This window comes from Phenylobacterium sp. (genome assembly GCF_046290725.1).
GTDB lineage: Bacteria > Pseudomonadota > Alphaproteobacteria > Caulobacterales > Caulobacteraceae > Phenylobacterium.
Genome location: NZ_JBKBUH010000001.1, coordinates 520,588 through 533,369 on the forward strand (window position 1 = coordinate 520,588; position 12,782 = coordinate 533,369).

Here is a 12,782-nt window from a genome sequence, read left to right on the forward strand (position 1 = left end):
GCGGACAGATTTGGGGCTGGAGCAGCTGGCCGAACCGCTGCGACTTGGCGGGGCAGTGCCCGGCCGCGCGCCAAGTCCCTTGAACATAGGGGGCGGGACCCGGCCTGTGAAGACAAGATCCGCCGGAGGCGAGGCCGGGAGAGGTCCGCCGCGGGCGGACATCGACAGGCGCAGACCTGCGTGCCGCCTCAGGTGCCGAGACGACGCCTCTGCGCCCGCCGGCTTCCCAGAGGCGTTAGCTCGCCAACGTCGTCGAAAGGTCCTGGCCCGTGGCCTGATCGACATCTTTCAGCGACAGCCGGATCTTGCCGCGTTCGTCAGCGCCGAGGAACTTCACCTTCACCGTCTGCCCTTCAGCGAGAACGTCCGAGACCTTGGCCACGCGCTCGCCGGAGATCTGGCTGATGTGGACCAGCCCGTCCTTCGGCCCGAAGAAGTTCACGAACGCGCCGAAGTCGACGATCTTCATGACCTTGCCTTCGTAGATGGCGTTCAGCTCCGGCTCGGCGACGATGGATTCGATCCACGCCCGCGCGGCGTCGATTTTCGACTGCTCGGCCGCGGCGATCTTCACGGCGCCGTCGTCCTCGATGCTCACCTTTGCGCCGGTCTTCTCGACGATCTCGCGGATCACCTTGCCGCCCGTCCCGATCACCTCACGGATCTTGTCCACGGGGACCTTCATGGTCTCGATCTTCGGGGCGTACTCGCCCAATTCGGCGCGGGGCGCCTCCATGGCCTTGCTCATTTCCAGGAGGATATGGTCGCGGCCGCCCTTCGCCTGCTCAAGGGCCTTCCTCATGATCGCCTCGGTGATCCCGGCGATCTTGATGTCCATCTGCAGGGAGGTGATCCCGTCAGCCGTGCCGGCCACCTTGAAATCCATGTCGCCGAGGTGGTCCTCGTCGCCCAGGATGTCCGAGAGGACCGCGAAGCCGTCGCTCTCGAGGATCAGGCCCATGGCGATGCCGGAGACCGGGCGCGCCAGGGGCACGCCCGCGTCCATCAGGGCCAGGGATGCGCCGCAGACCGTGGCCATGGATGACGAGCCGTTGGACTCCAGGACCTCGGACACCACTCGCATGGTGTAGGGAAACTCGTCCCGCGGCGGCAGCACCGGCCGGATCGCCCGCCAGGCGAGTTTGCCGTGGCCGATCTCCCGGCGACCGGTGCCCATGCGGCCCGTCTCGCCCACCGAGAAGGGCGGGAAGTTGTAGTGCAGCATGAAGGCCTCGAAGGACTTGCCCGCCAGGGCGTCCACAAGCTGCTCGTCGTCGCCGGTGCCGAGCGTGGCCACGACCAGCGCCTGGGTCTCGCCGCGGGTGAACAGCGCCGAGCCGTGGGCCCGGGACAGCACGCCCACTTCGCCGACGATCTGCCGGACCTGGTCCACCGAACGGCCGTCGATGCGCTTGCCGGTCTCCAGAATCGAGCGCCGGACGATGTCGGCCTCGAGGTCCTTGAACACGGCGCCCAGCTTGTTGGCGTCCACGCCATCCGGATTGGCGTCGGTCTTGGCGAAGGCGGTCACCGCCTTGGTCTTGGCGGCCGCCAGCGCGGCCTGGCGCTCGGACTTGCCGGTCATCTGATAGGCGGCGCGCAGGTCGTCGCCGATGGCAGCCTTCACCCGAGCCTTCAGGGCGTCGGTGTCGTCGGGCTGAAAATCGAACGGGGGCTTGGCGGCGCGTTCGGCCAGCTCGACGATCGCGGCGATGACGGGCTGCATGCCGGCGTGGGCGAACATCACCCCCTTCAGCACTTCGTCCTCGGACATCTCCTGGATCTCGGACTCCACCATCATCACGGCGTCGTCGGTGCCGGCGACCACCAGGTCCATCCGGCTCTCCTTCATCTCGTCCAGCGTCGGGTTCAGAACATACGCGCCATTCACGAAGCCCACGCGCGCGCAGCCGATCGGCCCGAGGAACGGCGCGCCGGAGAGGGATAGCGCCGCCGAGGCGGCGATCATCGCCACCACGTCCGGATCGTTCTCGCGGTCGTGAGAGAGCACGGTGGCCACGACGAGGACCTCGTTCTTGAAGCCCTTTGCGAACAGCGGCCGGATCGGGCGATCGATCAGGCGCGAGGTGAGCGTCTCCTTCTGCGACGGCGCGGTCTCCCGGCGGGGGAAACTTCCCGGGATCTTGCCCGCGGCATAGAACTTCTCCTGGTAGTGGACGGTGAGGGGGAAGAAGTCCTGGCCGGGCTTCGCGGCCTTCGCGAATGTGACGGCGGCCATGACCATGGTCTGGCCGTAAGTGACGAGCACCGCGCCGTCCGCCTGGCGCGCCATGCGCCCGGTTTCAAGGGTGAGGGTGCGCCCCGCCCATTCGACGGACTTGGTGTGGGATTCGAACATGGTGATTCCTTCAGATCCCCCGGGCGGATTCCCGGGGATGGTCGGGGAGACGGCGAACCGCGGCTCCCGGCGAAACGGGCCGATGCGGCTCAGCCGCAGCGACCTGTCGGGTGCGGAGTCCTGACGGAGCTCCGTAATGTCGCTCCAGCCTCTCAACGGCGCTCGGCCGGTGAGGATGGCCGGATTTGCGGCGTTCTGCTCGTGGCGCTTCTTCGCAGCGCCGGTGCAACGCCTGGCAGAGCGGAAGTCCGCACTGAATCGGCGAGGGCCACGGATCGAAATTAGGCAATTGACCTCACGCCACGCCCCTCATCGGATGAGGGCTGCGATGTCCGCTCGGGGTCACAGGGCGGACAAGTCTCGGGGCGGAAGCAGCTGGGGAGCCGCTGTGACTTGGCGGGGCAGTGCCCGGCCCGGCGCCAAGCCCGTCAAGCATAGGGTGTCCGATGGGGGCTGGGAAGCCTGGATCGGCGTTGGCGCTCCGCGCTAGCCCTCCCGCTTGGCCCCGGGGATGCGCGCCGCCAAGAGGCTCGCCGCAAGCATGTAGAGGATCGCGCCGCCCGCCTGTGCGCTCAAGGGGATTCCGCGGTCGATGAGCACGCCCATCAGGATCGGGGACGCTCCGCTGGCGATCACCAGGGCCGCCTCGACGGTCGATCGCACGCCGGCAAGCCGCTCCGGTCCATAGAGCTGGACCCAGAGCGCGGTGGCCAAGGTGCCTGCGATGGCCGAGGAGACGCCGGACAGCACCAGGTAGACCGGCGCGACCCACGGAGAGTCGGAGACCGCGAGCGCGAACAGGCCCAGCGCGAAGGGCGCCAGGAAGACCGGCAGGAGCCGGCGCGGTCCGAGGCGATCGATCACCGGGCCAATGCCCACATAGGTGATCGCCTGCACCGCCGCGAAGGCGGCGAACCACCCGGCGAGCCACTCCAAGGTCCAGCCCTTCTCGGTCACGAGCCGGGCCTGGTGGAAAAAGAAGCCAGTTCCGAAGAACGGCGCCGCCAGGATCGCGGGCATCGTGACGTGCAGCCGGCGGTCGCGCCACAGCGGCGCGCTCTTGGCTTGCGCCAGTGCGGCGGTCCGCTCAGCCAGGTCGGCCACCTCGGCGGGCCGGGGCGGCAGGAAGCGGGTGGCGAGGGCCATGCCGGCCAGGACCAGGCCTGCGCTCAACGCCCACGCCCCGCGCCAGCCGAAGGCGGCGATCAGGGCGACGGCCAGGGCTGGGAACACCGCCTGGGCCAGCGTGAAGCCCAGGGCGACAATGCCGAGCGCGCGCCCCGACTCGGCCGGGAACGCCCGCGCCGTGGCCGTGAGCGCGGTGTGGACCATCAGCCCCTGGCCGCCCAGGCGCAGCAGGTAGAAGCCCGCGGCTAGGAACAGCGCCCCCGGCGCCGCGGCCACGGCGAGGCAGGCGATGCTCAGCAGCGCGGCCGTCATCCAACTATAGGTCCGCACCGTCGTGCGATCGAGCAGCCGGCCGACCCAGGTGAGGGTGAGCGCGCTGGCGACGGTGCCGAACGCGTAAAGCGCGCCAAGGCCGCCGTCGGAGAGGTCGAAGGCGGCCCGGAAGTGCTGCCCGAACAGGGCGACATAGTAGGTCTGCCCGAAGCTTGAGAGCCCCATCAGGGCGGCGCCGAAGAGCAGGCCTCGCCAGTTGGAGGCGATGAACGCGAAGTACGCCTGGAACACGAGGAGCCTTCAGGTGGGGACGCCCGGTGCTCAGTACAGTCGAGGGCGAGGCGGGGGAAGCCGAGAGGTCTGGCCGCGAGGGAGCGACGGCGCTTCAGCTGTTGTCCACTGGCTTACCCACCGCGCCGCCTGGCGGAGCCTGTTTGTCTAGGGTGACGACGCTGCACGCAATCAGGCCGCAACCCTTCCCTCGGGCTCGGAAGCTGACCTTCTGAAGGTCGCTCCCGACCATGTCGGATGTCTAGAATGTTTCGAAGGGTGATGGTGCGGGCGGTCGGACTCGAACCGACACGTCTCTCGCTGCGGATTTCGAATCCGCAGCGTCTACCATTTCGCCACGCCCGCCGCGGCGATCCATCTATCGTCCAGGATGGCGTTCGCCAGGTGGTCGCTGGAGCGTTCGCCCGCGACCTGAGAGCCGGAAGGTGCCTTCCGGGCTGAGGCCTTGGCACATTGATAGCCGCCGCATCGAGGCGAGTCTTGATGTGAGAGGCGTAGACCTTTTCGATCATGTCGACGCTCGTCGGACAGTTCTTCGCCACTTGATAGATGTCGGCGCCCTCCATCAGCCGCAGGCAGATGTAGGTGTGGCGCAGGCTATAGGCCGTGCGCAGATTCCTTCCCGATCTCGCTTCAGCCCGAGTTCGTCGAGGACCCTGTTCAGGAATTGCCGCTGCACTTTGCCGAAAATCGGGATGCTGGGATCGAGGGCGCTGCGCTCCGACAGCCTCTCGACTGCGGGAACGGCCTCCGGCATGCTCTTGCAGTAGCCCGTGCCGCGCTTTCCTCGCACCTTGATCTCGAGAATGCGCTGCCCCGTCGCCTCGTCGTTGATGATGCTGACGTCCCGGTACTGAAGGCGCGAAGCTTCGTCGGGTCGGAGGCCGGTGTTGGCCGTGACCACCACATGGACGTGAATCTGTTCGCACTCGGCTCGCCAGCGCTCCTTGAGCGGCCGACGAGGGCGCTCCAGCGTCGCATCGTCTGCAGCGAAAGATGGACGTTCCTGGCTTCTGAGGCCGCCAGGTCTCAAGGCGAATTCACCATGCGCAGGGTGTGATTGTTCTGTGGGACGGCGCGGAGCGCCAGGCCGGCGCCTGTCCGGGCTGTGGCGCGGCGATGCGCATGACCGGTTCCAAGCTGACGCCGATCGAGTGCAGCACCGTGGCGCAGGGGCGCCGCAGCGTGCGGTCCAACAAAATGGCGCGCGCCTAATCTAGTTAATCGCACCGCCCCTTCGGCCCGCGTAAGCCCCTCGGGGAGGAGGCGCATGCGGTCACCCCGCGGACGGGGCGCCCAGAACGTCTGTTGGACGCTCCGGACGGCCGTCGAGATGACAATCGACGTCCGTCAGTCGCGCGAGGCCCCTCGCCGTGCGTCAGGAGGTCCTGGCGGACCTCAAGCACAAAGCTTTGCGCGCGTACCGCCAAGGGGAGCCAGCCTTGATGCCAGGGCCAGCCGTTAAACTCCGAGCCGCTTTGACGCTTGCGGTCCTGCGCCATCGAGACGGCTGGTGCGTGTTCGGTCCGAACGGACGGTGGCGCCATTTCGGCTACAGGGTGGATGCGGAAGAGGCCGCCCTGCGCCTTGCGCGGCAGGCGGATGCGTCCGGCGGCCCCGTACAAGTCCTGGTGCAGGAACCGTGGGGCGAGCTGCGGCCGGTCTAAGCCGCGTGACCCGCGCCGGGCGCCGCATGCTGGGGCCTACTCGGCGTCGGGGGCGAGCGCCACACGCCGGAAGGCGGCCACAAACCTGGGTTTCGTCAATGCCGGCTCCTGTTCGAGGCGGGAACGGCGATGGCTCGGCTGATACGCGGCGCGGCCCGCGGCGGCCTTGAAGGGCCCGGCGCGCAGGATCGGCCCTAGGCCCGACCGCGCGCGACCGGGCCTGCGGGGCTCGCTCGGGAGACTGCTGCTGCTATTGCAGGCGGATAGCGGCTGCAAGCGCCCGGACGTCTGCCTGGGCCCGATGCGGCAGTTCTCCGTCGGCCGTGCCGGTCAGAAACACGATCCCCGTTTGGCGGCGGAACCGTCCGACATGGGGTTGGCGGTCTAAGCCCTGCCGCGCGCCGCTCAGGCTTCCTCGATCATGGCGCGGATGCGTGCGGCCAGAGTCTGGACTGGGAAGGGCTTAGTGATGAGCGCCATCCCAGCGTCCAGAAAGCCCCGGCTGACGGCCGCGTTCTCGGCGTATCCGGTCATGAACAGCACCTTGAGCTGGGGGCGACTTTCGCGGGCGGCGTCCGCCAGCTGGCGCCCATTCAGGCCGGGCAAACCGACATCGGTCACGAGGAGATCGATCCTGGACAGGCTCTGCACCAGCTTGAGGCCCTCGAGGCCGTCCGCCGCCTCGACGGTCTGATATCCGAGTTCCCGAAGGACCTCGACGACAAGGTCCCGCACCGCCTGTTCGTCCTCGACGACCACCACCACCTCGCCCTCGTGGGTGCGGAGGTCCTCGACGACGTCGAGATCGTGCGCTTCGTCCTCGCCGGCCTTTCCGCGGAAGCGAGGCAGGTAGAGCTTGACCGTCGTGCCGTCGCCCGGCTCGCTGTAGATCTTCGCGTAGCCATCGGACTGGCGAGCGAAACCATAGACCATCGACAGGCCCAGCCCCGTGCCCTGGCCGATGGGCTTGGTGGTGTAGAATGGGTCGAACGCGCGGCTAAGCACGTCCGGCGGCATGCCGGTTCCGGTGTCGGTCACGCAGATGCAGACGTACTGCCCCGGCCGCACCTCGCGCTGCCGGGCCGCGTAGGCGCTGTCCAGGTGGGCGTTGCAGGTCTCGATCGTGATCCGGCCGCCGTCCGGCATCGCGTCGCGCGCATTGATGGCGAGGTTCAGGATCGCGCTTTCGAGCTGGTTGGCGTCGCAGCGGGTGATCCATAGGCCCGCCGCCGTGACGATTTCGAGCGAAATCGCCTCGCCAATGGTGCGGCGGAGCAGGTCCTCCATCGAGCTCACCAGCCGATTGGCGTCGATCGGCTTCGGATCGATCGGCTGCCGGCGCGAGAAGGCGAGCAGGCGGTGGGTCAGGGCCGCGGCGCGGTTGGCGGCAGTGGTGGCCGCCGTGGCGAAGCGCTCGACGTCGGCGGTCCGTCCCTGGCGGATGCGCGACTGCATCAGTTCCAGGGAGCCGAGGATGCCGGTCAGCAGGTTGTTGAAGTCGTGGGCGATGCCGCCGGTCAGCTGGCCGATGGCTTCCATCTTTTGCGCCTGCCGCAGTTGCTCCTCGCGCTCGCGTTCGACGGTCACGTCGCGGCCGACGGCGTAGAAGACATCGCCCTCCGGCACCGCGGTCCAGGAGACCGTCACCGGCGAGCCATCCGCGCGGACCAGGCGGTCCTCGTATGAGATCGCCGGGTCGCCTCGCGACAGGGCGGCCACCACTGCCGCCGCGCTGGCGTGGTCGTCGGGGTGGATGATCTCTGCGAACGGTCGGGACAGGAGCTCCTCCTGACTGTAGCCCAGGAGCCGCTCCCACGCCGGGTTCACCGCTCTCAGCGTTCCGTCGAAGCCGGCGATCGCGAAGAGGTCGCTGGAGAGCTGGAAGATGCGGTCACGCTCGCGGGTCCGCTCCTCGACCTTCAACTCGAGTGTCTCGTTGAACTCGCGCAGCTGATCCTCGATCCGCTGCCGCCGCGCGATCTCCGACTGGGCGGCCTGATAGAGCCGGGCGTTGTCGATGGCGATTGCAGCCTGGCCCGCGAGACCGAGCATCAGGGTTTCGACCGTGTCGCTGAAGACGCCCGGCGTCGAGTGACCGAAGAACAGCCCGCCGATCACCTCGCCGGAGCGCGAGGTGACGGGAACCGCCAGGTAGCTGCGGACCGGCAGGTGCCCGGACGGCATGCCCTTGTTGGGGGCGTTGCGGCCATAGCGGGGGTCCTGGGTGATGTCGTCGGAGCGGATCACGCCTTCGCCCCTGAACGTCGGTCCGAAGACCTCCGTCGCGCGGGGGTGGGGGAACTGGGAGAACGCCTCCTTAGGCGCGCCGGAGAGGCTGTAGAGCAGGAGACTGCCGCCTTGCTCGTCGTAGACGTTGTAGAAGAAGGCCCCGAACTGTGCGCCGGTGATATCGACGCCGGCGTCGGTGACCATCTGCACGATCCGGTCGAGGTCGAGCTCGGCGGACAGCGCGGCGCCGGTGGCGTTCAGCACCTCCAGGACATGAGCCTGTTCTGCGGCGCGCTCCTGCTCGCGTGTAGCGGTCCCGCGCGCCCGCACACTCGCAGTGGTCTCCACGCAGACGCAGAGGCCGCCGGGAATGGCTCCCCGTTCGTCGATGATCGGGCTGTAGGAGAAGGTGAACCAGGCCTGCTCGGGCGCGCCGGAGCGCGTCAAGGTGACCTCGAGGTCTTCGAAGAAGCTTTCCTGCCCAGCGAAGGCGGCGTCGATGACCGGGGCGATGACCTCTTCGACCTCGGGCCACACCGAAAAGAACGGTCGCGCGAAACCCTCGGGATGCCGGGCCCCAAGGATCGGCGCGTAGGCGTCGTTGTAAAGGAATGTCCGCTCCGGCCCCCAGACCACGAACATCGGAAAGCCGGACCGCTGAATGAGTCCGACGGCGTGGCGAAGCGCCTCCGGCCAAGCCGTAGGCGACCCGCAGCTGGTCGCTCCCCAATCGGCGGCAGCCAATCGCTCGCTGAGCGACGGCCGGATATGACCCGGCGCAGGACTGCCCTGCGGTGAGTGGTCCGCGTGCGCCATGCCCCCCCTACTCCATACGAACTCGTGGCGATGCGGAGGCGCGATCGTCCCCCGCCCGCCCATCCTGGACGCCGAAGCGTCGCGCTGCATCGGGTTCCGGTGCAGCCAAGCTAACGCGGCGTGAAACATTTGGTTCGTCGCGTCGGGCCGGCCAGAGGCCAGAGGCCTCGCCCAACGCTCCGCCCTCGCCGATCGGACAGAATCAGGGCCGGGAAGCCATCAAGCAGGTCACGCTGGAGCCATGCAGCTGGCGTCGGGAGGCGCCGCCCAGATGGCCCTCGAAAGCCGCTTCAGGAGCCGTCTGCCGAAGCTCCTGAGGCGGCGCCTTGAACCGCCGGCCCCGCCGTTCCAGAGCCGCCAGTTCACGTTTGGCCGGCCGGCCGCCACCAAGAGCGGGCCACATCCAGCGCGTTGGTGGCGCGTTGGATGACGGCCAGCCCCGGCGCCAGGGCGCGCTCGCTCCAGGGGTTACCGGGCCCCACCTTGAGACGGCCCTGCGCGTTGACGCTGTAGGCTCTGAACTCGAGAGCAGCCACGAGCTCCCTCGTGGGTTCGGACCACAAACTGCCCAGAGGATGTTGGTGCAGATTGTCGCAGGTTGTTCCGCATCCAATGCCCCCCTACTGCCCCCCAAACAAAGAAAAAGGGTGTCAGCAGGCCTCGATGCCGATCTCGGCACCCGGTAAGTGGTTGATTTTATTGAGGAAGGATGGTGGACGCGGCTGGGATCGAACCAGCGACCCCTACGATGTCAACGTAGTGCTCTCCCGCTGAGCTACGCGTCCGACCGGGCCGGCTCCCCTCGCGGGGACGGGAGGCGGCGGTATAACGGCGCGGCGGGCGCCGTGCAAGCGTCGTCAGGCCGCGGCCATCATCCGCTCCACCTCCGAGACGATCTCCCGCAGGTGGATGGGCTTGGACAGCACCTTGGCCCCGGGCGGAGCCGCTTCGCCGGCGGCCAGGGCGACGGCGGCGAAGCCGGTGATGAACATGATGCGCAGGCCCGGCTGACGGGCGGCGGCCAGGCGCGCCACCTCGATGCCGTCCATGCCGGGCATGACGATGTCGGTCAGCAGCAGGTCCCAATCGCGGTCCAGCGCCGCGGCCGCCTGGTCGCCGTCGGCGCAGGCGGTCACCTCATAGCCGGCGCGCTCCAGGGCCCGGGTGAGGAATCCGCGCAGGGAATCGTCGTCTTCGGCAAGCAGGATGCGGGGCATGGCGTCCGTCGGTCTGGCGAGTAAGCCTTCAATTTAGCGACGCAGACGTAAATCCGCGATGAACCATCGAGCCGCAGGCCCCTTGCGCCTCCGATCCGTTTGACCGCCGCGCAGACGCGCCCTCATATGAAGCCGATGACCGCATGGGAGCCCATCGCCGCGACGGACGCCGCACCCGCGGTCCCGCCGTTTGAGTTGCGCCGCGCCGCGCCCGAAGGCGAGCCCCCGCCGACGCCGCTGGTTTTCGCCTCCCCCCACTCAGGCCGCTTCTATCCAGAGGACATGATGGCGGCCGCGGCGCTCGATGCGCTCGCTATCCGCCGTTCCGAAGACGCTTTCGTCGACGAGCTGATCGCCGAGGCGCCGGAGCTGGGCGTCGCCGTCATCCGCGCCAACCTGGCGCGGGCGTATATCGACCTGAACCGCGACGCCTTCGAGCTCGACCCGGCGATGTTCGCCGACGAGCTGCCGGACTTCGCCCGCGCCCGCACCGCCCGGGTGGCGGCGGGCCTGGGGACCATCGCCCGCGTGGTCTCCGAAGGTCAGGAAATCTACGCTCGCAAGCTCACCTTCGCCGAGGCCAAGCGGCGGATCGAAGGCGCGCACGCCCCCTATCACGCCGCCCTCGCCCGCCTGATCGGAGAGGCCCACGCCGCCCACGGCTATGCGATCCTGATCGACTGGCACTCCATGCCGGCGGCGGCGGCCCGGATCGGCGGGCGGGACGGCGCCTGCGACATAGTGCTGGGCGACCGCTTCGGCGCGGCGTGCGCCGGCGTGGTCACCCAGCGCGTCGAGCGGGCCCTGGAGGAGATGGGCTACCGCGTCGCGCGCAACGCCCCCTATGCCGGCGGCTACACCACCGAACACTACGGTCGGCCCGGCCGCCGGACCCACGCTCTGCAGATCGAGATCAGCCGCGCCCTCTATTTGGACGAGGCTGTGCTCAGCCCCACCGCCGGCTTCGCGCGCCTGCAGGCGGACCTGACGGCGCTGACCCGCCGGCTGGCCGGGGCGGACTGGAACGGGCTGAAATAGCGCTCCGCCACGGCGGCGCCTGCACGCGCCACATGACACGTCCCGTCCGGCGCGCTAAGCCCGACGGCATTCATCTAAGCCATTTCAGGAAGGGGATATGAGCATCAAGGGCAAGGCCTACCTGATGGGCGCCTACGAGCATCCGCTCCGCGACGCGCCCGACAAGTCCACCCCCCAGCTCCACGCCGAATGCGCCAAGGGCGCCCTGGAGGACGCCGGGCTCACCAAGGACGACATCGACGGCTATTTCTGCGCCGGCGACGCGCCGGGCTTCGGGGCCATGTCGATGGTCGATTACATGGGCCTGAAGAACGTCCGGCACATGGACTCCACCGAGACGGGCGGCTCGTCCTACCTGCTGCACGTGGGCCACGCGGCCCAGGCGATCGCCGAGGGCAAGTGCACCGTGGCGCTGGTCACCCTGGCGGGCCGGCCGCGGCAGGGCCAGGGCGGACGCGGCGGCTTCGGCGGCGGCAAGCCGGGCCAGCTCTCCGACGGCCCCCCGGAAGCGGGCTTCGAGAACATCTACGGCGGCACCACCCACAACACCTATGGCATGTGCGCCATGCGGCACATGTACGAGTACGGCACCACCAGCGAACAGCTGGCCTGGATCAAGGTCGCCGCCAGCCACCACGCCCAGTACAACGAGCACGCCTTCCTGAAGAACGTGGTCACGGTCGAGGAGGTGGTGAACTCCCGCATGATCGCCGACCCGCTGCACCTGCTGGACTGCTGCGTCGTCACCGACGGCGGCGGCGCCCTCATCGTCACCTCTCCGGAGGTGGCGAAGAGCCTGAACCGGCCGAAGGTGAAGGTGATCGGCGCGGGCGAGGCGCCGAAGGGACCGCTGGGCGGTCACGACCTCGACCTCACCCACTCCGGCGCGGTCTGGTCGGGGCCCATCGCTTTCGAGGAAGCCGGGGTGACGCCGGCCGACATCAAGTACGCCTCGATCTACGACAGCTTCACCATCACCGTGCTGATGCAGCTGGAGGACCTCGGCTTCTGCAGGAAGGGCGAGGGCGGCAAGTTCGTCGCCGACGGCAATCTGATCTCCGGCGTCGGACGCTTGCCTTTCAACACCGACGGCGGCGGCCTCTGCAACAATCACCCCACCAACCGCGGCGGCATCACCAAGGTGATCGAAGCCGTCCGCCAGCTGCGCGGCGAGGCTCATCCCAAGGTGCAGGTCGCCAACTGCGATCTCGCCCTGGCCCACGGCACCGGCGGCTCGCTCGGCACCCGCCACGGCGCTGCGACCCTCATCATGGAACGGGAGGCCTGAACATGACCGACGTCCAAGACCGTCCCGCGACCATGACCCGCGAAATCCCGCCGCCGGCGGTGACGGTGGAGAGCAAGCCCTTCTGGGATGCGGCCGCCGAGGGCCGGTTCCTGATCAAGCGCTGCAAGGGCTGCGGCCAGGCCCATTGGTATCCGCGCGCCGTCTGCCCCTTCTGCCTGTCGGGCGACACCGTGTGGGAAGAGAGCCCCGGCGAAGGGACGATCTACACCTTCAGCGTCATGCGCCGCGCGCCGACCGGCCCCTACGCCATCGGCTACGTGAAGCTGGACGAAGGCCCGGCCATGCTGACCAACTTCGTCGACATGACGCCGGAGGAGATCTCCATCGGCATGCGGGTGAAGGTGAGATTCCAGCCCACCCAGGGCGGCCCGCCGGCGCCGGTGTTCGGTCCGGCCTGATCGGCTCCGATCATATCCTCCCCCAGCGCCGCGCGGTCTGGGGGAGGTGGATCGGCG

At 68.7% G+C, this 12,782-nt stretch carries 9 protein-coding genes and 2 tRNA genes; 4 read left to right on the forward strand and 7 right to left on the reverse strand.

Annotated elements, in window-relative coordinates; translation table 11 throughout:
- Nucleotides 1–235: 235 nt before the first annotated feature.
- The 4 genes from pnp to ACK41C_RS02830 all read right to left on the reverse strand — a co-directional run bounded on the left by pnp (nt 236) and on the right by ACK41C_RS02830 (nt 5,084).
- On the reverse strand, nt 236–2,359 hold the full coding sequence (pnp, locus tag ACK41C_RS02815) for a polyribonucleotide nucleotidyltransferase (protein WP_409650249.1): 2,124 nt from the start codon (nt 2,357–2,359) through the stop codon (nt 236–238).
- Between the two features lie 486 nt (nt 2,360–2,845).
- On the reverse strand, nt 2,846–4,051 hold the full coding sequence (locus tag ACK41C_RS02820) for an MFS transporter (protein ID WP_409650252.1): 1,206 nt from the start codon (nt 4,049–4,051) through the stop codon (nt 2,846–2,848).
- A 262-nt stretch (nt 4,052–4,313) separates the two neighbouring features.
- A tRNA-Ser gene (locus ACK41C_RS02825) sits at nt 4,314–4,396 on the reverse strand.
- Nucleotides 4,397–4,616: 220 nt separating this feature from the next.
- Nucleotides 4,617–5,084 (reverse strand): hypothetical protein, encoded by a 468-nt coding sequence (locus tag ACK41C_RS02830; RefSeq protein WP_409650255.1) that lies wholly within the window; start codon nt 5,082–5,084, stop codon nt 4,617–4,619.
- Nucleotides 5,085–5,529: 445 nt separating this feature from the next.
- Here ACK41C_RS02830 and ACK41C_RS02835 point away from each other — a divergent pair, with 445 nt between their 5' ends.
- Nucleotides 5,530–5,718 (forward strand): hypothetical protein, encoded by a 189-nt coding sequence (locus ACK41C_RS02835; RefSeq protein ID WP_409650257.1) that lies wholly within the window; start codon nt 5,530–5,532, stop codon nt 5,716–5,718.
- A 405-nt stretch (nt 5,719–6,123) separates the two neighbouring features.
- Here ACK41C_RS02835 and ACK41C_RS02840 read toward each other — a convergent pair whose 3' ends face one another.
- From ACK41C_RS02840 to cpdR, 3 genes are all read right to left on the reverse strand, one after another.
- Nucleotides 6,124–8,589: an ATP-binding protein gene (locus ACK41C_RS02840; protein ID WP_409650259.1), complete on the reverse strand. Its 2,466-nt coding sequence runs from the start codon at nt 8,587–8,589 to the stop codon at nt 6,124–6,126.
- A gap of 884 nt (nt 8,590–9,473) precedes the next feature.
- A tRNA-Val gene (locus ACK41C_RS02845) sits at nt 9,474–9,548 on the reverse strand.
- A gap of 72 nt (nt 9,549–9,620) precedes the next feature.
- Complete coding sequence (gene cpdR, locus ACK41C_RS02850) at nt 9,621–9,980, reverse strand: cell cycle two-component system response regulator CpdR (protein WP_409650262.1); 360 nt, start codon at nt 9,978–9,980, stop codon at nt 9,621–9,623.
- Nucleotides 9,981–10,115: 135 nt separating this feature from the next.
- Here cpdR and ACK41C_RS02855 point away from each other — a divergent pair, with 135 nt between their 5' ends.
- The 3 genes from ACK41C_RS02855 (at nt 10,116) to ACK41C_RS02865 (ending at nt 12,725) form a co-directional block, all read left to right on the forward strand.
- Nucleotides 10,116–11,018, forward strand: a complete 903-nt coding sequence (locus ACK41C_RS02855; RefSeq protein ID WP_409650265.1) for an N-formylglutamate amidohydrolase — start codon at nt 10,116–10,118, stop codon at nt 11,016–11,018.
- Nucleotides 11,019–11,115: 97 nt separating this feature from the next.
- Entirely contained in the window at nt 11,116–12,306 is a 1,191-nt protein-coding gene (locus ACK41C_RS02860) for a thiolase domain-containing protein (RefSeq protein ID WP_409650268.1), read from the forward strand.
- A 2-nt stretch (nt 12,307–12,308) separates the two neighbouring features.
- The gene (locus ACK41C_RS02865; RefSeq protein WP_409650271.1) at nt 12,309–12,725 is read left to right on the forward strand and encodes a Zn-ribbon domain-containing OB-fold protein; all 417 of its coding nucleotides are present in this window, start codon (nt 12,309–12,311) and stop codon (nt 12,723–12,725) included.
- The last annotated feature ends 57 nt before the right edge of the window (nt 12,726–12,782 follow it).